At 59.6% G+C, this 20,625-nt stretch carries 20 protein-coding genes and 4 tRNA genes; 5 read left to right on the top strand and 19 right to left on the bottom strand.

Annotated features, from left to right (window positions below; genetic code table 11):
• Positions 1 to 43: 43 nt before the first annotated feature.
• The 7 genes from rbsD to LOY31_RS10135 all read right to left on the bottom strand — a co-directional run bounded on the left by rbsD (position 44) and on the right by LOY31_RS10135 (position 6,595).
• Complete coding sequence (gene rbsD / locus LOY31_RS10165; protein WP_007956017.1) at positions 44 to 448, bottom strand: D-ribose pyranase; 405 nt, start codon at positions 446 to 448, stop codon at positions 44 to 46.
• Positions 445 to 1,362 carry a ribokinase gene (gene rbsK, locus LOY31_RS10160; RefSeq protein WP_258713187.1) on the bottom strand — a complete coding sequence of 306 codons (918 nt, stop codon included), beginning with the start codon at positions 1,360 to 1,362 and terminating at the stop codon, positions 445 to 447. Before rbsK ends, rbsD begins: the two co-directional genes overlap by 4 nt.
• 23 nt (positions 1,363 to 1,385) lie before the next feature.
• The gene (locus tag LOY31_RS10155) at positions 1,386 to 2,405 is read right to left on the bottom strand and encodes a LacI family DNA-binding transcriptional regulator (protein ID WP_007956014.1); all 1,020 of its coding nucleotides are present in this window, start codon (positions 2,403 to 2,405) and stop codon (positions 1,386 to 1,388) included.
• Between the two features lie 3 nt (positions 2,406 to 2,408).
• A complete protein-coding gene (locus LOY31_RS10150) occupies positions 2,409 to 3,386 on the bottom strand; it encodes an ABC transporter permease (RefSeq protein ID WP_258713186.1) in 978 nt (325 codons plus the stop codon).
• Positions 3,383 to 4,936, bottom strand: a complete 1,554-nt coding sequence (locus LOY31_RS10145; RefSeq protein WP_258713185.1) for a sugar ABC transporter ATP-binding protein — start codon at positions 4,934 to 4,936, stop codon at positions 3,383 to 3,385. Before LOY31_RS10145 ends, LOY31_RS10150 begins: the two co-directional genes overlap by 4 nt.
• 55 nt (positions 4,937 to 4,991) lie before the next feature.
• Entirely contained in the window at positions 4,992 to 5,948 is a 957-nt protein-coding gene (locus LOY31_RS10140; RefSeq protein ID WP_258713184.1) for a sugar ABC transporter substrate-binding protein, read from the bottom strand.
• Positions 5,949 to 6,145: 197 nt separating this feature from the next.
• Positions 6,146 to 6,595, bottom strand: a complete 450-nt coding sequence (locus LOY31_RS10135; protein ID WP_085607839.1) for a hypothetical protein — start codon at positions 6,593 to 6,595, stop codon at positions 6,146 to 6,148.
• A 349-nt stretch (positions 6,596 to 6,944) separates the two neighbouring features.
• Here LOY31_RS10135 and LOY31_RS10130 point away from each other — a divergent pair, with 349 nt between their 5' ends.
• The 3 genes from LOY31_RS10130 (at position 6,945) to LOY31_RS10120 (ending at position 9,183) form a co-directional block, all read left to right on the top strand.
• The gene (locus tag LOY31_RS10130; RefSeq protein WP_007956004.1) at positions 6,945 to 8,033 is read left to right on the top strand and encodes an asparaginase; all 1,089 of its coding nucleotides are present in this window, start codon (positions 6,945 to 6,947) and stop codon (positions 8,031 to 8,033) included.
• Positions 8,034 to 8,219: 186 nt separating this feature from the next.
• Positions 8,220 to 8,489 (top strand): DUF1654 domain-containing protein, encoded by a 270-nt coding sequence (locus LOY31_RS10125; RefSeq protein ID WP_408980475.1) that lies wholly within the window; start codon positions 8,220 to 8,222, stop codon positions 8,487 to 8,489.
• A gap of 4 nt (positions 8,490 to 8,493) precedes the next feature.
• Positions 8,494 to 9,183 carry an endonuclease gene (locus LOY31_RS10120; protein ID WP_007956001.1) on the top strand — a complete coding sequence of 230 codons (690 nt, stop codon included), beginning with the start codon at positions 8,494 to 8,496 and terminating at the stop codon, positions 9,181 to 9,183.
• 54 nt (positions 9,184 to 9,237) lie between these two features.
• On the opposite strand, the gene LOY31_RS10115 is transcribed toward LOY31_RS10120, so the two are convergent.
• Complete coding sequence (locus LOY31_RS10115; RefSeq protein ID WP_221534604.1) at positions 9,238 to 10,140, bottom strand: siderophore-interacting protein; 903 nt, start codon at positions 10,138 to 10,140, stop codon at positions 9,238 to 9,240.
• Positions 10,141 to 10,226: 86 nt separating this feature from the next.
• Positions 10,227 to 10,592 (bottom strand): SPOR domain-containing protein, encoded by a 366-nt coding sequence (locus tag LOY31_RS10110; protein ID WP_179692054.1) that lies wholly within the window; start codon positions 10,590 to 10,592, stop codon positions 10,227 to 10,229.
• Between the two features lie 251 nt (positions 10,593 to 10,843).
• Here LOY31_RS10110 and csrA point away from each other — a divergent pair, with 251 nt between their 5' ends.
• On the top strand, positions 10,844 to 11,038 hold the full coding sequence (csrA, locus tag LOY31_RS10105; protein WP_003179932.1) for a carbon storage regulator CsrA: 195 nt from the start codon (positions 10,844 to 10,846) through the stop codon (positions 11,036 to 11,038).
• A gap of 207 nt (positions 11,039 to 11,245) precedes the next feature.
• On the opposite strand, the gene LOY31_RS10100 is transcribed toward csrA, so the two are convergent.
• From LOY31_RS10100 to LOY31_RS10090, 3 genes are all read right to left on the bottom strand, one after another.
• Positions 11,246 to 11,701: a DUF2214 family protein gene (locus LOY31_RS10100; protein WP_258713182.1), complete on the bottom strand. Its 456-nt coding sequence runs from the start codon at positions 11,699 to 11,701 to the stop codon at positions 11,246 to 11,248.
• 341 nt (positions 11,702 to 12,042) lie between these two features.
• Complete coding sequence (locus LOY31_RS10095) at positions 12,043 to 12,504, bottom strand: N-acetyltransferase (RefSeq protein WP_221534606.1); 462 nt, start codon at positions 12,502 to 12,504, stop codon at positions 12,043 to 12,045.
• Between the two features lie 143 nt (positions 12,505 to 12,647).
• Positions 12,648 to 12,724: transfer RNA gene (locus LOY31_RS10090), tRNA-Val, on the bottom strand.
• A gap of 184 nt (positions 12,725 to 12,908) precedes the next feature.
• On the opposite strand from LOY31_RS10090, the gene LOY31_RS10085 reads away from it, so the two are divergent.
• Positions 12,909 to 14,192 (top strand): FAD-binding oxidoreductase, encoded by a 1,284-nt coding sequence (locus tag LOY31_RS10085; protein WP_221534608.1) that lies wholly within the window; start codon positions 12,909 to 12,911, stop codon positions 14,190 to 14,192.
• Between the two features lie 52 nt (positions 14,193 to 14,244).
• Here LOY31_RS10085 and LOY31_RS10080 read toward each other — a convergent pair whose 3' ends face one another.
• The 7 genes from LOY31_RS10080 to LOY31_RS10050 all read right to left on the bottom strand — a co-directional run bounded on the left by LOY31_RS10080 (position 14,245) and on the right by LOY31_RS10050 (position 20,620).
• Positions 14,245 to 15,216 carry an XdhC family protein gene (locus LOY31_RS10080; RefSeq protein ID WP_221534610.1) on the bottom strand — a complete coding sequence of 324 codons (972 nt, stop codon included), beginning with the start codon at positions 15,214 to 15,216 and terminating at the stop codon, positions 14,245 to 14,247.
• Between the two features lie 2 nt (positions 15,217 to 15,218).
• Positions 15,219 to 16,454 (bottom strand): cytochrome c, encoded by a 1,236-nt coding sequence (locus LOY31_RS10075; RefSeq protein ID WP_085607850.1) that lies wholly within the window; start codon positions 16,452 to 16,454, stop codon positions 15,219 to 15,221.
• Positions 16,455 to 16,456: 2 nt separating this feature from the next.
• Positions 16,457 to 16,996 (bottom strand): (2Fe-2S)-binding protein, encoded by a 540-nt coding sequence (locus LOY31_RS10070; RefSeq protein ID WP_085607852.1) that lies wholly within the window; start codon positions 16,994 to 16,996, stop codon positions 16,457 to 16,459.
• Positions 16,989 to 19,820 (bottom strand): xanthine dehydrogenase family protein molybdopterin-binding subunit, encoded by a 2,832-nt coding sequence (locus LOY31_RS10065; RefSeq protein ID WP_221534612.1) that lies wholly within the window; start codon positions 19,818 to 19,820, stop codon positions 16,989 to 16,991. The genes LOY31_RS10070 and LOY31_RS10065 overlap by 8 nt, the downstream gene beginning before the upstream one ends.
• Positions 19,821 to 20,242: 422 nt before the next feature.
• Positions 20,243 to 20,319, bottom strand: a tRNA-Asp gene (locus tag LOY31_RS10060).
• Between the two features lie 93 nt (positions 20,320 to 20,412).
• Positions 20,413 to 20,489: transfer RNA gene (locus LOY31_RS10055), tRNA-Asp, on the bottom strand.
• Between the two features lie 55 nt (positions 20,490 to 20,544).
• Positions 20,545 to 20,620, bottom strand: a tRNA-Val gene (locus LOY31_RS10050).
• Positions 20,621 to 20,625: the final 5 nt, after the last annotated feature.

Genomic DNA, 20,625 nt, shown 5'->3' with positions numbered 1-20,625 from the left:
GCGCATTCCTTGTGCAGATGAAATCAAAAGGGGCGAACCCTGTTTAGAACGTAACTCCAGACACCAGCACGATGTTGCAGTACGGCTGGCATTCGCCCGTACGAACAATCGCTCGTGCCTGTCGACTGAGTACTTTGAATTGCTCGTGACTGAGCAGGTCACGCCGCCCCAGTGAGCCTTCGTCATTCAGCTCGTCCAGCGTGGAAAGCGCGGTCGGTTGCTTGTCGAAAATCTCCTTGGCCAGTGCGTGGCTTTCCACCTGCATCTCGCTGAGCACGACTTTCAGGGTGCTGACGAAATCCGGAACGCCGTGCGTCAACGCCAGGTCGATCAACTCGACACCCGGCGGTACCGGCAGGCCGGCATCGCCGATCACGACCATGTCGCCGTGGCCGAGGGAAGCAATCAGCCGCGACAGGGCGACATTGAGCAAAGGAGTCTTTTTCATGCGGGTTTGAATGCCTGTACGTCGGAGGTAGTGGGAATGGACGGCTGGGCACCTGCCCGGGTAACCGACAGGGCCGCAGCGACCTGCCCGAAACGAATGGCCTCGGCCTCGGTTTTGCCGGCCGCCAGTGCCGCCGCAAATCCGCCGACAAAGGTATCCCCGGCGGCAGTGGTATCGACAGCCTTCACTTTGGGTGCAGGAAAATGCTGGTAACCCGTGCCGTTGGCGAACAATGAGCCTTGAGCCCCCAGCGTGATGATGACCTTGCCGGCGCCCAGTGAAATCAGGTGCGCAGCGGCTTTTTCAGCGCTCTCCAGCGAATCCACCGGCAAACCGCTTAGGGCGGCGGCCTCGCTCTCGTTGGGAATCAGGTAATCGATGGCGGCAAACCAGTCCGCCGGCAGCGGGCGACTGGCCGGCGCCGGGTTGAGGATGACCGTCTTGCCCAGTTCACGTCCGCGTTTCAACGCATGGCCTACCGTGGCATCGGGGATTTCCAGCTGGCAGATGATCACGTCGGCCGCTTGCAGCACGGCGTCGAACCGGTCGATGACCGCCGGAGTCATCGAACCATTGGCACCGGCCACGATGACAATCGCGTTCTGACTGTTGTCATCGACCACGATCAGCGCCACGCCACTGGAATCCTCCACCACGCTGACCGCCCGACAATCGATCTGCTCGGCCAGCAACGCGTCGCGCAACTGCACGCCATAGTCATCGTTGCCGACACAGCCGACCATCGACACCTTCGCACCCAGCCGCGCAGCAGCCACCGCCTGATTGGCACCCTTGCCACCGGACACGGTTGCGAAGGAATGGCCGATCAGCGTCTCACCACCCCGGGGCAAGCGCGGCGCCCGGGTGACCAGATCCATGTTCAGGCTGCCTATTACCACTACATTTGCGGACATACATCACTACTCTTCAATTCGTTTCAGCGGTATTCGGTGAACACGCCGGACAGCGGTGCAGTCGATTCGCGCAGGACAATACTCGGGGTCACGATCCGCTGATCCGTCGCCAGACCCGGCGTAGCAATTCTTCGCAACAAGACTTCCGCCGCCATCTCACCCAACTGAAGGATCGACTGGCCCACAGTCGTCAGCGCTGGATACACGTAACGACTCATCTGGATATCGTCGAAGCCGATCACCGACAGTTCGGCGGGCACGCGCACGTTGCGTTCCGCAGCGGCCCGCAACACACCTATGCCAATCATGTCGTTACCGGCGAAGATCGCGCTCGGAGGGTTACGTTCAAGCAGGATGGAAGCAGCGTTGTAACCACCAGTGCTGGTGAAGTCGCTTTCCAGCATGCGCGACGGGGACACTTCAACACCCGCCTCTTTCAGCGCTCGAGCAAAACCGGCCTGACGCATTTGCGCAACACTGGTGCTGGCCGGACCACCGATCGTGGCGATGTCGCGATGACCAAGCTCAAGCAGATGCCGCGTCGCGAGGTACGCGCCATATTCGTGATCGATGCGCACCAGGTCGGCGTCCACGCCTTCGAGTCCACGGTCGACGATCACCATCGGCGTCTTTACGCCCGCCAGTCCTTGCGCCAGACCGCTGTCGCCACCCGCCGAGGCAACGATCAAGCCGTCGATGCGCTTTTCCAGCAGGACCCGCAGGTAGCTGCGCTGCTTGTCCGGGTTGTCGTCGGAGTTGCAGAGAATCACGCAGTAGCCGTTACGCTCGCAGTAATCCTCGATCCCGCGCGCCAGTTCGGCGAAGTACGGGTTGAGGCTGTTGGGCACCAGCAAGCCAATGGTGGCGGTGGTTTTCGCTTTCAGCGAACGGGCCACCGCGCTCGGCACATAGTCGAGGCTCTTGATTGCCGCCTCGACCTTGAGCCGCACCTCTTCACTCACCGGTCGGGTCTTGTTTACTACATGGGACACGGTCGTGTAGGAAATTCCTGCAAGTGCCGCCACATCCTTGATCGTTGCCATTTATCAGCCCCGTCGGCTTGCGCGTTGACTGCGATAGGTGTCGAGCACCACGGCGATCACGATCACCGCACCGGTGATGACGCGCTTGGTCGGCTCGGTCGCGCCAATCTGCGCCAGACCCGCCGCCAGCACGGAGATGATCAACACACCGAAAAAGGTGCTGATCACCGAACCACGCCCCCCCATCAGGCTGGTGCCGCCGATCACCACGGCAGCGATGACTTGCAGCTCAAGGCCGGAACCAGCATTCGGGTCGGCCGCTTCCAGTCGGGAAATCTGGAACAGCGCTGCGATGCCGGCAAGCAGACCCATGAGGCTGAACACCAGGATCTTGTAGGGCTTTGGATTGATCCCCGCCAGACGCACCGCTTCTTCGTTGGTGCCAATGCCGATCAGGTAGCGACCGAACACGGTACGGGTCAAAACGGCCTGGGCAATGAAGATGACCAGCAAGGCAATGATGAACGACGGCGAAATACCGAAGGCGATCGGGTTCGACAGCCAGGCGAAGGAATCACCGATGTAGGCGGTACGCGAACCGGTCATCTGATAGGCCAGACCACGGGCCATCTCCAGCACACCCAGAGACACGATGAACGACGGAATTCGCCACGCCACGGTAATCGAGCCGGTAACCGTGCCGGCCAACGCGGCAACGGCCATACCCAACAAAGCAGCCGGCAATACGCTCCAGCCCCAGCCGAGGATTGCAACGCTGACAGTGGATGCTGCGAGCGCCAGTACCGAGCCTACCGACAGGTCGATCCCGCCGATGATCAGGACAAACGTCATGCCCACCGCCAGAACCATCAGGTCGGGAATCTGGTTGGCCAGGGTGCTGAAGGTGTTATACGACAGGAAATGGCTGCTCATGACCGAGAACAGCGCAATCATTGCCAGCAACGCGCCGGCCAGGCCCAGGTAAGTGCCGAGGCCGTAGAAATTGCCGCTGGATTTGCCTGCGGAAGATGCAGTTTTCATGGGAGGTCCCTAGGCGCTGCTTCGTTGAGCAACGCATCACGTTTCTGGTAGCCGGCGAACGCGGCGGCAAGCAAGTCATCCTGGGTCCAGCTGTCGCGCTCGAACGTGTCGATCAGGCGCCCCGCCGACAACACGCCGATGCGGTCGCAGATCAGCATCAGCTCGCGCAAATCGCTGGACACCACAACCAGCGCTTTGCCCTGACGGGTCAGTTCGCCGAGCAAGGCATAAATATCGAACTTGGCGCCGACATCGATACCACGAGTCGGCTCATCGAATAGCAACACCGAACAGTCGCGCTCGAGCCAGCGACCGATCACCACCTTTTGCTGATTGCCGCCGGACAGCTCCGACACCAACTGCGTCGGGCTGGAACTGCGGATACGCATCGCGTCGATCTGCCGCTGCGCGAGCTTGGTTTCATCGCCGTTGTTGACGAACCCGCCGCTGGAAATCTCCGGCATGTTGCCCAAGGCAATGTTGGCGCTGATCGATTGGCTCAGCAGCAGGCCTTCGCCCTTGCGATCTTCGGTGATCAAGGCGATGCCATTGCGCACGGCGTCGACTGGCGAGCGAATGCTCACCACCTGGGCCGGAGAACCGAGTGCCACCGTGCCGCTGTCCGCGACATCGGCGCCGAAGATCAGCCGCAAAAGTTCGGTGCGCCCTGCCCCGATCAGACCCGAGATGCCAAAAATCTCACCGGCGCGAACCTCAAAGGACACGTCGCGCACCTTGTCGGAGCGGGTCAGGCCTTTGACCGTCAGGGCCGGCGCGCCGATATTACGAGCCCCGAGATCGATATGCTCGCCCAGCTCGCGACCGACCATCAGGGTGACCAGTTGCTCGCTGTTGTAATTGGCCATCGGCTCGACGCACACTAGGTTGCCGTCACGCAGCACGGCAATGCGCTGAGCGACCCGGGCCAGTTCTTCGAGGCGATGGGAGATGTAGATGATCGAGACGCCACGCGCCTGCAGCCGGGTGATCTGCTCAAAGAGCATCTCGACCTCACGGGCGGTCAGCATCGCGGTCGGTTCGTCGAGGATCAGCACGTGGCAATCGCCGATCAGGTTACGGGCGATTTCGACCATTTGCTGGTGACCGATACCCAGCTCGCCGACCAGTGTGTCCGGATCGATGGCATCGAGGCCGACTTGAGCCATGGCTTCGATCGCGGCCTTGCGCAGCTGCTTGCGGCTGATCCAGCCACCGTTGCTCGGCAGATTGTCGAGGAACAGGTTCTCGGCCACCGACAGCGTCGGCAGCAGATTGAGCTCTTGCATGACCATGCGCACACCCAGCTCTTCAGCCTGCGTGCGACTGCCGGGGCGATACTCCTTGCCCTGGAATTGCATCTGGCCGGTGGTGGGTGTGACCAGCCCGCCGATGATCTTCGACAGGGTGCTTTTGCCGGCACCGTTCTCACCGGTCAGCGCCAGCACTTCACCGCGCATCAACGTCAGGTCGATGCCGGTCAGAACCGGTTGCGCATAGGTCTTGCCGATACCGCTGACCGAGAGGACAGCGTTCGGAGCGGAAACTGACATAAAAATCTCCATGCGCTCGCCCGGACGGACGAGCGCCATTGTGTCGCCAGTGGACTTACTTGGTGACCAGCTCGACCGGCGTTTCGATCACACCGTTCGCACCACTGTCGACTTTCTCGCCCTTGATGATTTTCAGCGCGGTCTCGATGCCAAACACCGCTTGCTTCGCGGCGAACTGGTCAGCAGTCGCCAGAACACGGCCGTCCTTCAGCATGGGTTTGATGGCATTTATGTTGTCGTAACCGACAACCTTCACCTGACCGGCCTTGCCGGCAGCGCGCACGGCGGAAACGACGCCCACGGCCATGCTGTCGTTACCGGCCAGCAGCGCCTTGACGTCCGGGTATTCGCTGAGAATCGAAGCGGCCACCTTGTTGCCCTTGTCGATTTCCCAGTCACCGGACTGCAGGGAGACAACCTTGATCTGTGCAGCCTCCATCGCATCCTTGAAGCCAGCGGTACGCTGCTGGGCGTTGGTCGTCGTGGAGACACCTTCAATGATGCCGACTTCGTCACCGGCCTTCAGTTGCTTGGCCAGGTACTCACCCACCAGACGCGCGCCTTTGCGGTTGTCCGGGCCTACGAACGGAACGCTGATGTTCTTGCTTTTGATCACAGCCGGATCGAGTTGGTTATCGATGTTGATCACGGTGATACCGGCATCGAACGCCTTCTTGATCACTGGCACCATCGCCTTGGAATCAGACGGTGCGATGACCAGTGCGTTGACCTTCGCCAGAATCATCTGCTCGACGATGCGCGTCTGCCCCGCCGTGTCGGTTTCGTCCTTGATGCCGTTGGAGATCAGGTCGAAATCGGCGGAATGTTCTTTCTGGTAGGCCTTGGCGCCATCTTCCATGGTCAGGAAGAACTCGTTGGCCAGGGATTTCATGACCAGGGCGACTTTTGGTTTTTCAGGGGATTCGGCGAAAGCCGAAGAGACAGGCAGTGCGGCGGATGCGGCAGCCAGCATGGCGACAGCAAGAAGACGTCCAGCGAATGGCAGCTTCATGGGTTCACTCCGATCTTATGATTATTGTGAGCAACGCTTGCACTGGCGTAAGCTCGCTGCACCCCACGACAATTCAATCTATCGCGAAGGCCGCGCAAACGTTTGCGTAGACCGAACTATGCGAATCCTGCCGACATTTGTCAACGACTGAAGATCTGCTTTTTTTGTAGGGCGAATAACCGTCATCGCCCCTTTTCCTACGCGGTCGTGTTGATCACACCGCCGCTGCCAGAACCCTTGGCCATCTCACGAACCAGGTTGCCGGCCACTTCCATGAGGGCTGCGTTGGTGTCTGCGATCTGCCCCTGAATCGACATCACAACAGTCGTCTTGGCTTCTTCGGTCGGATAACTCGCTGCCTGCGCGGCAGCCAATTGCTGCTGCTGCTCCTGCAATTGCTGCTGCAATTCCTTCATGCGCTTGAGCAGTATTTTTATCGTGATGCTTTGATTGCCACTGCTCTCGGCCGGCGCCTCTTCCTGCACGGGGCCGCCACCGGTTCTGACTTCCTTGGTTTCGCCCGCGTCTTTACCCAGCGCCTCGGCCGATGCTTGCTCGTTCGCCTCGCTCAGGGCATTGATCGTCGCGGCCGTTTTTCCGCCGATAGTGACCGCGCCGGGATTTGGCAAACCGATAGTCAATGACATTTGAACTCCTGAAAAATTGGATCCCTATCAAGGCGCATCGGCCAGCGCGCCGTTTTCTTTAGCAGAGATCTGAAAAGCGGCCAGTTCAGTTTACGGACGAGGTGCGTAGTCCTTTTCGGTGAGCCGAACGAGAAAACATCCCGTGTTCGGAAACCCGGATGAGCGAGGGAAGCTCACAGCCACTCTTCGAATAAATCTTGATTTAAATCATAAGGTTAAACATTTCTCTCAAGCACAGTACGACTGGTACAGATCCTGCTCCCTCCCTGCACCCCTGGCATTCAGATCGGCCCGGGGCGCATCTAGATGAACCTGCATCAGCACCGTCTCACTACTAGAGAGAAAAATAATGACATCTGCTTTGAAGAGTTTCGTTCCGGGCGCTTTGGCCCTCCTGCTACTCCTGCCAACCGCCCTCCAGGCAAAAGAAGCTGAAACCCAGGCCAAGCTGGCCAACGTGGTGGTACTGGCAACCGGCGGCACCATTGCCGGCGCGGGCGCCAGCGCTGCCAACAGCGCGACCTATCAGGCCGCGAAAGTGGGCATCGAGCAATTGATCGCCGGCATTCCCGAGCTGAGCACGCTGGCCAATGTGCGTGGCGAACAGGTCATGCAAATCGCCTCGGAAAGCATCACCAACGAAAACCTCCTGCAACTGGGTCGTCGTGTTTCCGAACTGGCCGACAGCAAAGACGTCGATGGCATCGTCATTACCCACGGCACCGACACCCTGGAAGAGACTGCGTACTTCCTGAACCTGGTGGAAAAAACCGACAAGCCGATCATCGTCGTCGGCTCCATGCGCCCGGGCACCGCGATGTCGGCGGACGGCATGCTGAACCTGTACAACGCCGTGGCCGTCGCCAGCAGCAAAGAAGCTCGCGGCAAAGGCGTACTGGTCACCCTGAACGATGAAATCCAGTCGGGTCGCGATGTCAGCAAGATGATCAACATCAAGACCGAAGCCTTCAAAAGCGCCTGGGGCCCGCTCGGCATGGTGGTAGAAGGCAAATCCTACTGGTTCCGCCTGCCAGCCAAGCGCCACACCATGGATTCGGAGTTCGACATCAAAAACATCAAGAGCCTTCCTGATGTAGAAATCGCCTATTCCTACGGCAATGTCAGCGACACGGCCTACAAGGCCCTCGCCCAGTCCGGCGCCAAGGCGATCATCCATGCCGGTACCGGCAACGGTTCTGTTTCCTCCCGCGTGGTTCCGACCCTGCAAGCGCTGCGCAAGGACGGCGTGCAGATCATTCGCTCGTCTCACGTCAATGCCGGTGGTTTTGTCCTGCGCAACGCCGAACAGCCTGACGACAAATACGACTGGGTGGTTGCTCACGACTTGAACCCACAGAAAGCCCGCATCCTGGCCATGGTCGCGTTGACCAAGACTAACGACAGCAAAGAGCTGCAACGGATGTTCTGGGAATACTGATTTGACCTCGCCTGATCTTTTCCTGATCGGGCACTGACTTCACCCTTCGTCAACTTGACGAAGGGTGAAGCTTGCGCCTCCTCCAAAGAAAAATTTCACCTGAGTGACATCAAAACCGGAAAACCGCTGTCAGAGGATTTTCTTGAATTTTAAGCAGTTGCGAAAATGCCTACAGTTAAATACTGTATGCACGTACAGCTTAATAAGGATAACCTCGTGGCCACTTCCCCTGATGCTCCTGACGCTTACGAACGCATGGGCATACGCGTTCAAAAAATCATCAACTCCCCCACCGCACAAAAAGCCAAAGCCGCACTGATCTTCCGCCTTCCGGACGAGCCGGTGGATGACTGGGAGCGTTTGCTGGAAGAGATCGACGAGAACGACAACGTCACCCTCGCCTACCGCGACGATGGCGGCGTGCAGATTTTCTGGGTTGTGCCGAAGGAAGATTGATTCAATGATTCTGCGTTTTGCTGCTGTGCTGTTGCTTTTCATTTCCCTGGGTGCGCACGCCGGCGCACCGCGTACATTCACCGAGGCCAAGAAGGTCGCCTGGAAGCTGTACGCACCACAATCCACCGAGTTCTATTGCGGGTGCAAATACACCGGCAACAAGGTTGATCTGGCCGCCTGCGGCTACGTCCCACGCAAGAACGCCAAGCGGGCGTCCCGCATCGAATGGGAGCACATCGTTCCCGCGTGGCAGTTCGGCCATCAGCGTCAATGCTGGCAGGAAGGCGGTCGCAAGAATTGCACCCGCTACGACCCGAGTTATCAGAAAGCCGAAGCCGACCTTCACAACCTGGTGCCGAGCATCGGCGAGGTGAATGGCGACCGCAGCAATTTCAGCTACGGCTGGCTGCCGGTCGAAAAAGGTCAGTACGGCTCCTGCCTGACTCAGGTCGACTTCAAGGCGAAGAAGGTCATGCCCCGCCCTTCGATCCGCGGCATGATCGCCCGCACCTACTTTTACATGAGCAAACAATACGGCTTGCGCTTGTCGAAGCAGGATCGGCAACTGTACGAAGCCTGGGACAAGACTTATCCGGTGCAAGACTGGGAACGTCAGCGTAACCAGAGCGTGGCCTGCGTGATGGGACGCGGCAACGAATTTGTCGGCCCGGTGAACCTGAAAGCCTGCGGTTGATATCCTGATCAAAAGAAAAGGCCTTGAGCGACAAACTCAAGGCCTTTTTTGTGCTCAGCCGCCGGACTTGTTGTAACGCCAGTAGCCCATCAGATTGAGCGACTCGCGCGGGATGCCACGCTCCTTGATCAAGTACTTGCGCAGACTCATGACAGCGGTGGATTCTCCAGCGATCCAGCCATAGAATCCCTCGCTGGCCGTTTCGGCGATCTCCCACAGAATCTCTTCTTCAATGTCGACATCCGCCAGCTCGACCGCCTGCCCCGCCGGCGATGCATCGACAGGCAACGTCGCCTGCCGCACGGCTTCCACCATCAACGTGCCGGCAGCTGCGTGATCGCGGATCAGCCATTGCACCGAAAGCCCGGGCCAGTCAGGAACCGCCAACATGTCTTCACGACTGTCGACCTCAAAAAACGCCTGAGCCTGCGGCGGTTCAGCCAGTGCCGCCAGTTCTTCCAGAATTCCCATGGCGGCCGGCAACGCTGTGGCATCGGCGACCAGAAGAAGTTGCTTGAGCGTTTGCGGAGGTTTCCATTCAAATCCCCCCGCCTCTTGTGCAGAGAATCGGCTGTCGGGCGCCAGAATCTGCATCGACTCGCCAGGTTGCGCTCGCAACGCCCAACGGGAGGCGGGGCCGGTTTCGCCATGCAGGACAAAATCGATATCGACTTCACCTGACTCTGCGCGCAAATGACGGATGGTGTAGGTGCGCATCGCCGGGCGACGATCGATCAGCATCGAGCGGAAACGGGCGTACCACCCCTCGCCCTGAGAAAGCTTGGCGGGTGAGCCGTCTGCGGCAGGAAAAAACAGCTTCACTCGCTGATCCGGCGCCCAGGTCGCCATCTCGGTGACCGTGGGGCTTGAGAGCGTGATCCGCATGAGATGCGGGCTCAACTGCTGCTTGTGACGCAAAACAACGTCGAACAACTTGTAAGGATTGGCGGAGGCCATGCGGAGCTCCTTCTGAGTATCTTCAGTGACTCCTTGAAAACGAATCACGGGGGACACCCTTTAGTCAGCTCCGCCGAACGGATCGTTTACTGGGCCGCCGTGCGCTCGACCACCAGCGTTTCGATGTTCTGCTTCTTCGCCTTGACCAGCGCCGCATTCACATCCGCCTGACGCGCCTCTGCGTCAGCCTTCGAATTGAAAGGGCCGAGGAGGATCCGGGTCTTGCCGCTGGCGTCCTTGATGACACTGGCCACAAAACCATGCTCGATCAGCCAGCCACTGAGGTCGCTGACGGCCTGAGGGGTTTCACCGCGCACTTCCAGATCCCACTGCGGGCCCACCGCAGCAGGCGCCGTTACCACCGCCGGTTTCGGCTTTTGCGCATCCACACTCTTGCCTTCGCCACATCCTGCCAATGCCAGTGCCGCGACTACCCAGACCAATTTGCGCACAACGCTTCCCTCTGAATTCTCAAAGCGGCGATCTTAACATTCGAGAATACTTTCCGAGCCCCGCAAATTGCGGCATAAAACTACGAGATTGATGCCGACGGCCCCTGTATAGTTACGCGCTGGGAATTAATGCCGCTGCTGCGCGTCAGAAAGAGGCACCCAAACTGTAAGACTTCGCACTAATCTATACGTACCACCGACCTCTGCACTGTCTGAATCAGGTGCCCTACAAAGCAATCAAGGAGAAGACCATGCTGATACTCACCCGCAAAGTCGGTGAAAGCATAAACATTGGTGATGACATCACGATCACCATTCTCGGCGTCAGCGGCCAGCAAGTTCGAATCGGCATCAATGCTCCGAAGAACGTTGCAGTGCACCGGGAAGAGATCTACCAGCGCATCCAGGCTGGCCTGACCGCTCCGGACAAGCCACAAACGCCCTGAGCCCTACCGCAGTCAGTAGCCAGTTCGTTTGCCTGCGCGCAATGACTGGCTAAAGATTCAAGCGCCGTATTGCCATTCCCCCACCTCCCTGGTGACGGCGCGCGCCAAGCCCCTTCCTGCCTCAACCCTTCTCGCAACCGATACTAACCGTCATTCAACGGGCTGGCTGTCGGACGTTTCCGAATAGCGGCCGGGAATCTCGCCCGCCTAGCCGAATGTAACGCCACGCACCATCCCGGTGGCCGCCACGACCATCAATATCAACAGCAGCGCTTCGGCATGACTGATCCGCGCGAATACCTTCGCACGTCCTGTATCAGGGGCAGCGCCGCGCGCCTTGGCCATGCGCCACTTGATCAGGGTGATCATCGGAACCAGCTCCAGAAGCAGAATAAGCACAAACAGCGTCATCTTCAGATGGAACAGCGGCTGGTGCAGGTAGTAGTCGGTTCCCTTCTCATAACCTCCGAAGGCGCGCATGCCGCCGGTGATGAGCAAGACCAGCGCCGAAAGCCCCCAAAGATTGTCGGCAAGCAATACGCGCCCGACCTCACCGGAGCCGGACGCCAGACGGCTGAAAGCCGTTCCACGCGTCAACACCGCCCAGAAGCCCAAGGCAAACGCCAGTAAATGAATCGCTGCAAGAAACCAATGAACCAGCATCGATGAACTCCTGTCCGGCAGAATTGAAATCAGCCAAACAGTAGTAGTCGAAAAAGTGTGGGGTTGCCTGCCACCCTTCCCGTAAAACAGAAGCGGGCGAGACGAGAGAATGGGCAAAGGTGCGGGAGAGGCAAATCGCGGGCAAAAAAAATCCCAAGCAGCTGATGGAAGCTTGGGATTTAAAAATGCATAAACCGTGGTGGTGAACGCGGGGCGGATATTACTGATTTTCCCAGTATGTAACAACGTATTTTTGATAACCGGACGGTTAATAAAATACGTAACCCCTTAAATATCCACACTATTTAAAAGGTCGCTCGCGACGGTCGGCGACGAATGGATCAAAATCCATCACGATCAATACGCGCCTGGCTCAAGAATTTTACAAAAATGAGCTCAGGATCCCCCGGATCAAGATTCTCCACCATGCCGCTGTGCTGATATCCAAGATTGGTCAGCATCTGTCGCATCGGCGAGTTGGACGTATTGGTCGACGTGAAGATCTTTTCTGCACCGGCATGCTGCTCCAGACCGCTCACGATCTGCCGCCCCACGCCGGAACGCCTGTTCGCACTGGAAACGACCACGAGAGGTATGAACCACTCTCCAAAAAAGCTTCGATCCAGGCATCCGTAGCCGAGGGGAGCGCCAGGATCGTCCGCCTCGCAGACAACCCAGCACGCCTCTGCCCTGACGGCCCTCGTGATGTACTCGCGACGGCAGCTATCTTTTTCAGCGACTGGATCAATCTTCAACAGGCTTTCGATTTCGCCTGGACCGGCGCGCCTGAATTGGCGCCTCATGAATACACCCCTGCAAATGTACCGAAGTGTAGCTGCGGTCGACCAAACCGAAATTTTGCAAAGGTTCTGAAATCGCAGACAACAAAAAAAGGGCCCACCTTTCGGTGAGCCCTTCCAGACCGCCCAGCAGAGCGGATTTTGTTTGGTAGGCGCGATTGGACTCGAACCAACGACCCCCACCATGTCAAGGTGGTGCTCTAACCAACTGAGCTACGTGCCTGCTGTGAGGCGGCATTCTACGGAATTCCGGAGGGGTGTCAACACCTTTTTTTCACCTAACCCTATGAATATGCAAAATATTTAATTTCGACCCGACGCAAGAAGATTTCCCGGTGGCTGGCGGAGGTTTTTCAACTGGGGTAGGATCGCTGCACTCGTAAAATATATTAAACAGAGGCTGCAGGATGGCGAACACCCCTTACCCAGAGTCTTATTACGCTGCGTCGGCCAACGCCGTACCACCACGCCCTGCCCTTCAGGATGACGTGGAGAGGGATGTCTGTGTGATCGGCGCTGGTTATACGGGACTTTCCTCGGCCCTGTTCCTGCTGGAGAACGGTTTTCGCGTGACCGTGCTGGAAGCCGCCAAGGTCGGCTTCGGCGCTTCGGGGCGCAATGGCGGGCAGATCGTCAACAGCTACAGCCGTGACATCGACGTGATCGAACGCAGCGTCGGCCCGAAACAGGCGCAACTGCTCGGGCAGATGGCGTTCGAGGGCGGCCGGATCATTCGTGAGCGCGTCAGCAAGTACAACATCCAGTGCGACCTGAAAGACGGTGGCGTATTCGCCGCCCTCACCGCCAAGCAAATGGGCCACCTCGAATCGCAGAAGCGCCTGTGGGAACGCTTCGGCCATACCCAACTGGAACTGCTCGATCAGCGCCGCATCCGCGAAGTGGTCGCCTGCGATCAATACGTCGGCGGCATGCTCGACATGAGCGGCGGCCATATCCACCCGCTTAACCTGGCGCTGGGCGAAGCTGCCGCCGTGGAATCCCTGGGCGGCACCATCTACGAACAGTCACCGGCCGTGCGCATCGAACGCGGCGCCAATCCGGTCGTGCACACACCGCAAGGCAAGGTCCGAGCCAAATTCATCATCGTCGCCGGCAACGCCTACCTCGGCAATCTGGTGCCGGAACTGGCGGCCAAATCGATGCCATGCGGCACACAGGTCATCACCACCGAGCCACTGGGCGATGAGCTGGCGAAATCCCTGCTGCCGCAGGACTACTGCGTCGAAGACTGCAATTACCTGCTCGACTACTACCGCCTCACTGGCGACAAGCGTCTGATCTTCGGCGGCGGCGTGGTATATGGCGCGCGGGATCCGGCAAACATTGAGGCGATCATCCGCCCGAAAATGCTCAAGGCCTTCCCGCAACTCAAGGACGTGAAGATCGACTACGCCTGGACCGGCAATTTCCTGCTGACCCTGTCGCGCCTGCCTCAGGTCGGACGCCTGGGCGACAACATCTATTACTCCCAGGGCTGCAGCGGCCACGGCGTAACCTACACGCACCTGGCCGGCAAGGTATTGGCCGAGGCACTGCGCGGACAAGCCGAGCGCTTCGATGCGTTTGCCGACCTGCCGCACTACCCGTTCCCTGGCGGGCAACTGCTGCGCACACCGTTTGCCGCGCTCGGCGCGTGGTACTACGGACTGCGCGACAAGCTCGGTTTCTGATGAGCGAAAAAAAGGGCCGCTGAAAAGCGGCCCTTTTTACATCCAGCATCAATCACAACTGATCCCGCGCAATCCCGCTGCGAATCCGCAAGATATCCGCGAGCACCGCCAAAGCGATTTCCGACGGCGTCTTGCTGCCCAGGTTAAGGCCGATCGGTGCATGAATCCGCGCCAGCTCGCTCTCCCCCAGACCACCAATCCGACGCAAACGCTCGAAGCGCTTCTGCGACGTCTGCTGCGAGCCCATTACGCCAATGTAGAACGCTTCCGTGCGCACTGCTTCCATCATCGCCAGATCGTCGATGCGCGGGTCGTGGGTCAACGCCACCACCGCCGTATCACGGTGGCAACCGCCGTCGGCGATAAACACCGACGGCAATTGCCCGCGGATCTCCACGCCATTGAGCACCACGCCTTCCAGCACCTCATCGCGCGGGTCGCAGAGAATCACTTCAAAGCCGAGACCGACCGCGAACTCTGCACACGCCTGCGCCACGCTGGAGTATCCCGCCAACAGCAAACGCTGAGCGGCACCGATGCGGATCCGTACCCGGTCGATCTCACGCTCGATCCGCGCACCTTGTTCGCGATCGGCAAACAGGCTGCGCGCTCCGGTGGTCAGATCGACCTCGCGAATCAACCGGCGCTGCCCCAGCAACGCCGATTCGAGTTCACGCAGGTGCGCCTGCACATCGCAGCCGGCGTCAAATTTCTCTACCAGCACATCGAGAATGCCGCCGCACGGCAGGCTGACCCGCGAACGCGGATCATCACCTTCGCCATAACGCACCACGTTGATCGCATCGAGAAACGCACCTTCGGCGACACGCTCGAGAAAGTCTTCCTCGACGCAACCACCGGACAGCGACCCGATCCACTGCCCGCCATCGTTCACCGCCAGCAGCGAACCCGGCGCGCGCGGCGCCGAGCCGTAGGTGGTCAGCACGGTGCAGAGCCAGATGCGCTGCCCCGCCGTCGACCACTCCAATGCCCGCCGAACCACTTGCAGATCGAGATGCTGCATGATCAGTGCGCCTTGTGCTCGATGGACGGGGCATCAGCCTGAAGCTTCTGCACATCGCCGACCGCCAGCTCGGCCGACTGACCACCCCAACCCTGACGCAGGTAGTTCAGCAGATCGGTCAGTTGTTCGGCACTGAGCTTGTCGGCAAAACCCGGCATCGGCTGCATGTGTTCGAACCCGGCGAATTTCTGTTCGCCGATGCCATCCTCGATCACTCGCAACAGGTTGCGCGGGTCTTCCAGACGCAGCGTGGTGTTGCCACGCATGGCCACCGCAATGTGCGGCTTACCCTCGCCACCGGCCGCGTGACAACCGGCGCAGACGTTCAAGTATTCCTGACGGCCGCGTTGAGCGCTGGCACTGAGTTTTTCCACCGGCACTTCGGTCAGCTCTTTCGCCGCCGGAGGCTTGTCGCCCAGCAGGAAAGTCGCCATCGCCGCCAGATCCGGATCATTCAGGCCCTGGGTGCTGTTGTGGAACACCGGGAACATCTCGTTGAACATCGTGCCCTGGGCGCTCATGCCGTGCTTGAGGAACGTGCTCAGGTCCTGATGATTCCAGCCGCGCGCCGCCAGATCCGTCGCCAGCAGGCTCGGCGCCAGATAGCCGTTGAGGATGCCGCCGGTCAGGCGTTTGTCCAACTGCATCGCGCCCGGCAGGCCGCGTGGCGTATGGCATTCGCCGCAATGGCCGAGCACTTCGACCATGTACTGGCCGCGTTTCCAGGCCTCGCTTTTGCCTTCGGCAGATTCGAGCTTCAAGGCTTTGCCGTACATCATGTTCCAGCCGATCAGGCCCGGACGCACGTTGAACGGAAAGCTCAGGCTCGTCACCGGCGCGGCACGCTCGATTGGCTCGATGGTTTTCAGATACGCGTGAATCGCATCCGAATCCGCACGCGGCATCAAGTGATACGAGGTGTACGGCATCGCCGGATAGAGGTTCGCGCCGTCACGACGCTTGCCTTCAGTCAGCGCAGCGAAAAACTCGTCGTCGTTGTACAAACCGATGCCGTGCTCTTTGCTTGGAGTGATGTTGGTGCCATAGATCGTGCCGAACGGCGACACGATCGGCAGGCCGCCGGCAAACGGCGCGCCGCCTGGTGCCGTGTGGCACGCCATGCAGTCAGCCGCGCGGGCGAGGTATTCGCCGCGCTTGACCTGATCATCCGCGTGCACCGCCAACACAGGCGCAGCCAGCCCGACCGCCAGGGTCAGGCGGGTCAGTAATTGCTTCATGCTTAGCCCTCCTTGACCAGGCCGAGATCGGTCAGCACGTTGCGGGTGGCGTTGTAGTAACGCACGTACCCGGTACAACGGCAGACGTGATGGCCGAGGCTGTCCTCGATGACTTGCTCCAGTTTGCTTTTGACGATTGGCTGGCGTTGCAGCTTTTCCACCAGCACGGTCGCGGCGTTGACGAAGCCCGGCGCGCAGTAGCTGCACTGGAAGGCGAATTCGTCGACGAAACGCTGCTGGATCGGGTTCAGCTCGGTGACCTGGCCTTGCTCGTCACGCTTGGCGTGGCCTTCGATGGTGCGGACATTCTTGCCCTCGAAGTAATGCGCGCCAGTGATGCAGGTGCGCACTTCTTCGCTGGTGCCGTCCGGGTTGTCGACGATCACCACACATGCGTGGCAGATGCCTTGGCCGCAGCCCAGGCGCGAGCCCGTGAGGTTCTTGTATTCGTGCAGGTAATCGATCATCGGCAGGTCATCAGGGATGTCCACCGGACCGACGGATTGACCGTTGAGGGTCAGTTGAAGCGGACGGTTAGCCATTGAGGGCCTCCTTGATGCGCGCAGCAGTGATTGGCAGATCGCGAACACGTTTACCGATGGCGTGGGCCACGGCGTTACCGATGGCACCGACCACCGGGATCATCACCACTTCGGCGATGCCTTTGGACGGGTCGCTTGGGGACAGCGGCGGCAGGATTTCCGACGTCTGTTTCCACACCGCCACATGCCGCGCCATCGGCAGGCGATAACGGTTGAAGTTCCAGTCACCCTCCCCCGGCCCGCCTTCGTACAGCGGCATCTCTTCCATCAAGGCGTGACCGATGCCCATGGCGATCCCGCCTTCGAGCTGGCCACGAACCAGTTCTTCGACCAGCACCCGGCCGCATTCCAGCCACGAGTGATGGTTGAGCACTTCGACTTCTGCCGAACCTTTGTTGACCTTCAACTCGACCAGCGTTGCGACCGGGCTGTAGTAAGTCACGGCGGCGTTGTTCAACTGAACTACCGGATAGGCGATATTCTGCCGATCCAGCAGGTGGAAACCGGCGCTGGTCATCTGCGCTTTCTTCGCCTTAGGGGCGCCGTCACCGTACTTCACCGCCAGACCGTCGAGCGGCAGACGCTCGCGCACGCCGTCGATGCTGTATTCGGCTTCGGCCCAGCTCCAGCGGTTGAAACCGTGGACCGTGGCGCCGGTGACCAGACCGCGCTCGTGAGCACGCTTGGCGAGCTCTTCGAAGGTCAGTGGCTGCATGCCATTGGCGGTCAGTTTGCCGTCGACCCAATGCGCATCTTCGCGACGCACCACGTAAGGGTTGGCTTGGCCGCCGTATGGGCCCTGACGCCAGATCTCCATCGCCGCCGGCCACAGACCGTGGTTGAACAACACGCGCGCCGCTTCACGGGTGGCGTGGCTGAAGTAATAGGCGGAGTTGGTCGCGGACGAGGCCGATGCCAGCTTGCCGACCCAGCGTGGGTTACGCAGGAAGTTGTCCTGCTCGGCCTGGCTCATGATGTAAGGGTTGCCGGCGGTCACCAGCTGCATCTCATCCCACTCGGTTTCGCCGGTCTTCACGTCGTGAGCCGCGCTGCCGAGGAAATCAGCCACCACCAACGCTTGCGAGGTGGACATGCCGGTGCCGATCTCGATGCCGATGTGACGCAGGGAGATGCGCCCGTCAGCGGTGAACTCGATGCTGGCCATCGGCGCTTCGGAACCGGTGCCGAAGTCTTTCTGGCAAATGGCGAAACCCACGCCATACCAGTTGTCCGGGTCTGCTGCTTCGCGCTGCTTCTTGATCGCGTCGCGGTTTTTCCACACTTCGTGCAGCGAAGCCTTGTCGAGAATCTCGTGCAGGCGCAACGCACCGGCCGGGATCGCGCCCTGGGTGTTTTTCATCCCCGAGCGCAGCGCGTTCTTGCGGCGCAGATCAATGGCATCGACACCAAGACGATCGGCGATTTCGTCGACCATCATCTCGGTGGAGGCCATGCTCTGCAGCGTGCCGTAGCCGCGCATCGAACCCGCTTCAACGGCGCGGGAATGGTACGCGGTGACCTGCAGGTCGTTCTGCGGCATGTAGTAGATCGACTGCGCCGCAGTAGCGCCAACGGCGGCCACCGACGGGCTGTAGTTGATCCGACCGCCACCGTCGACGCTCATCTCGGCACGGAAAATCTTGAAGCTGTGATCGGTCTTGTCCACCGCCAACTGATAGCGGATGTCGAACGGGTGGCGCTTGATGCCGCTCTGGAATTGCTCGTAACGGTCGTTGGCCAGGCGAATCGGCACACCTGCGCCGTACAACGCCGCCAGGGCCGCGTAGTAGACGAAAATATTGTGGTCCTTGGAACCGTAACCGACGGTATAACCCGGGTGCATGTTCAGGTTCGCCAGGCCGAAACGCGACGGCCCGATCATCTTCGCGGTCTCGGTGGCGGTTTCCAGCGGGCACTGAGTGGCGACGACGAAATGCAGGGTCTTGGTCGCCGGGTCGTACCAGCCGTTGCCGTTGTCCGGCTCCATCGCAGCAGGTTCGATCGACGGAGTTTTGTAGCGCTCGTCGAACACCAGCCAGTTGTCCGGCGGGGTGTCGATCTCTTTTTTCATGCGGTCGGCGTAGAACAGGCCGCGTTCGGTCAGGTTGCCGTGCAGGTTCGGCTGGGAATTCCACACCGGGCGACGGTTCTTCAGCATCGGGAACAGGATCGAATCCTTGAGGCTGGCGAACTCGTCTTCGTCCGCCGACGTCGGGCCACCGACGCGCACGTAGCGGAAGCTGCCATAGGGATCGCCTTCGTAGAACGGAACTTGCGCACCGTAACGAATCGCTTTGTCATTGAATTTGAGTTTGTTCTTGGCCTGACGGAAACGCTCGAAGTCGTTCCAGATCAGGATCGCGACCGGGTGGCCGATGAACATCGGCACTTTGCCTTCCGGCAGCAGAGGATCCGGTGCGTGCTCTTCAGGGAACACGATGCCGTCCTTGTCCAGGTCGGCGGCGGTAACGATACGATCAGGCTGCAGATCGGCGCCGAGCCACGACAGGTCGTAGCCGTCGTAGATGCGGTCGGCCTTGATGGTTTTCAGCAACATGGCGTGGCCTTGCTGCTGGGGCCAGCCCGGCATGTCCTTGGAACGGATGTCGCGGGCAAACACCTTGCTGCCGCAGACCTTGGACAAGGCATCGTTACGCTGGCGCGCCTTGCCGTTGTTGCCGAGCCACTGCTCGGACGGCACGGTCACGCTGTTTTCCATCAAGGCACCGAGCGCCTGACTGCTGAGCGGTGTGAGCGTAACGCTCACACCCGCCACCAGCCCGCCCTGAAGGAACGAGCGCCGGGATATTTCACGGTTGGACATGGATCATCCTCTGGGCGGTTATGGATCCGCCCTTCTGGTTATCTACTGGGAATCTCGAGTCTTGCAGAAGCCCTTTTTGGCTAAACAAAGGGCATGATGACAGTGCAAAGCTGACCGAAAGGTTAACTTTAAAGGTTTCTGCGCTCGCAGCAAACAACCAGTTACAAAAATTTGACCAAAGAATCAAAAATCAATGCGGCATCGCATCGCAGCGACCCATGGACGCAGGGGAGATTGCCGGGCGGCATCGAACGAGCCACGACTGACGATCATCGCTGGATTTCAGAGGAGGAATGTGGGGAAGGTCAAATTTCAGACACAAAAAACCCCGGTCTTTCGACCAGGGTCTTTGCTATCGATGCCGAATCAACCAGAGGTTGCTTTCGGTGTTTCAAGGCGTTCAGTGGTCCTTGAAACAGATATGGCGCAGCGGACGGGACTCGAACCCGCGACCCCCGGCGTGACAGGCCGGTATTCTAACCGACTGAACTACCGCTGCGTATCGCTTTGAGCTGACGCTCAAGTAACTCGTTTGACTGAAAGCTTCGGTGCTTTTCAATCGCGAACCAGATAGTGTCTGACTCGTTAAATATGGCGCAGCGGACGGGACTCGAACCCGCGACCCCCGGCGTGACAGGCCGGTATTCTAACCGACTGAACTACCGCTGCGCGTCGGTGCAGGCACTTTCAGCCTACGCTCTTGCTTACGCAAGTATCTCGGGAGTGGTGGGTGATGACGGGATCGAACCGCCGACATTCTGCTTGTAAGGCAGACGCTCTCCCAGCTGAGCTAATCACCCGTTTG

It is taken from the genome of Pseudomonas sp. B21-021 (genome assembly GCF_024749205.1).
Lineage (GTDB): Bacteria > Pseudomonadota > Gammaproteobacteria > Pseudomonadales > Pseudomonadaceae > Aquipseudomonas > Aquipseudomonas paraglycinae.
Note: the sequence above shows the minus strand (reverse complement) of the source record. Positions and strands in the feature narration are given on the sequence as shown.

What these genes read in the sequence shown, in the direction of transcription:
- rbsD (WP_007956017.1), bottom strand. Translation starts at nt 448, where the DNA reads ATGAAAAAGACTCCTTTGCTCAATGTCGCCCTGTCGCGGCTGATTGCT.
- rbsK (WP_258713187.1), bottom strand. Translation starts at nt 1,362, where the DNA reads ATGTCCGCAAATGTAGTGGTAATAGGCAGCCTGAACATGGATCTGGTC.
- LOY31_RS10155 (WP_007956014.1), bottom strand. Translation starts at nt 2,405, where the DNA reads ATGGCAACGATCAAGGATGTGGCGGCACTTGCAGGAATTTCCTACACG.
- LOY31_RS10150 (WP_258713186.1), bottom strand. Translation starts at nt 3,386, where the DNA reads ATGAAAACTGCATCTTCCGCAGGCAAATCCAGCGGCAATTTCTACGGC.
- LOY31_RS10145 (WP_258713185.1), bottom strand. Translation starts at nt 4,936, where the DNA reads ATGTCAGTTTCCGCTCCGAACGCTGTCCTCTCGGTCAGCGGTATCGGC.
- LOY31_RS10140 (WP_258713184.1), bottom strand. Translation starts at nt 5,948, where the DNA reads ATGAAGCTGCCATTCGCTGGACGTCTTCTTGCTGTCGCCATGCTGGCT.
- LOY31_RS10135 (WP_085607839.1), bottom strand. Translation starts at nt 6,595, where the DNA reads ATGTCATTGACTATCGGTTTGCCAAATCCCGGCGCGGTCACTATCGGC.
- LOY31_RS10130 (WP_007956004.1), top strand. Translation starts at nt 6,945, where the DNA reads ATGACATCTGCTTTGAAGAGTTTCGTTCCGGGCGCTTTGGCCCTCCTG.
- LOY31_RS10125 (WP_408980475.1), top strand. Translation starts at nt 8,220, where the DNA reads ATGCACGTACAGCTTAATAAGGATAACCTCGTGGCCACTTCCCCTGAT.
- LOY31_RS10120 (WP_007956001.1), top strand. Translation starts at nt 8,494, where the DNA reads ATGATTCTGCGTTTTGCTGCTGTGCTGTTGCTTTTCATTTCCCTGGGT.
- LOY31_RS10115 (WP_221534604.1), bottom strand. Translation starts at nt 10,140, where the DNA reads ATGGCCTCCGCCAATCCTTACAAGTTGTTCGACGTTGTTTTGCGTCAC.
- csrA (WP_003179932.1), top strand. Translation starts at nt 10,844, where the DNA reads ATGCTGATACTCACCCGCAAAGTCGGTGAAAGCATAAACATTGGTGAT.
- LOY31_RS10100 (WP_258713182.1), bottom strand. Translation starts at nt 11,701, where the DNA reads ATGCTGGTTCATTGGTTTCTTGCAGCGATTCATTTACTGGCGTTTGCC.
- LOY31_RS10095 (WP_221534606.1), bottom strand. Translation starts at nt 12,504, where the DNA reads ATGAGGCGCCAATTCAGGCGCGCCGGTCCAGGCGAAATCGAAAGCCTG.
- LOY31_RS10085 (WP_221534608.1), top strand. Translation starts at nt 12,909, where the DNA reads ATGGCGAACACCCCTTACCCAGAGTCTTATTACGCTGCGTCGGCCAAC.
- LOY31_RS10080 (WP_221534610.1), bottom strand. Translation starts at nt 15,216, where the DNA reads ATGCAGCATCTCGATCTGCAAGTGGTTCGGCGGGCATTGGAGTGGTCG.
- LOY31_RS10075 (WP_085607850.1), bottom strand. Translation starts at nt 16,454, where the DNA reads ATGAAGCAATTACTGACCCGCCTGACCCTGGCGGTCGGGCTGGCTGCG.
- LOY31_RS10070 (WP_085607852.1), bottom strand. Translation starts at nt 16,996, where the DNA reads ATGGCTAACCGTCCGCTTCAACTGACCCTCAACGGTCAATCCGTCGGT.
- LOY31_RS10065 (WP_221534612.1), bottom strand. Translation starts at nt 19,820, where the DNA reads ATGTCCAACCGTGAAATATCCCGGCGCTCGTTCCTTCAGGGCGGGCTG.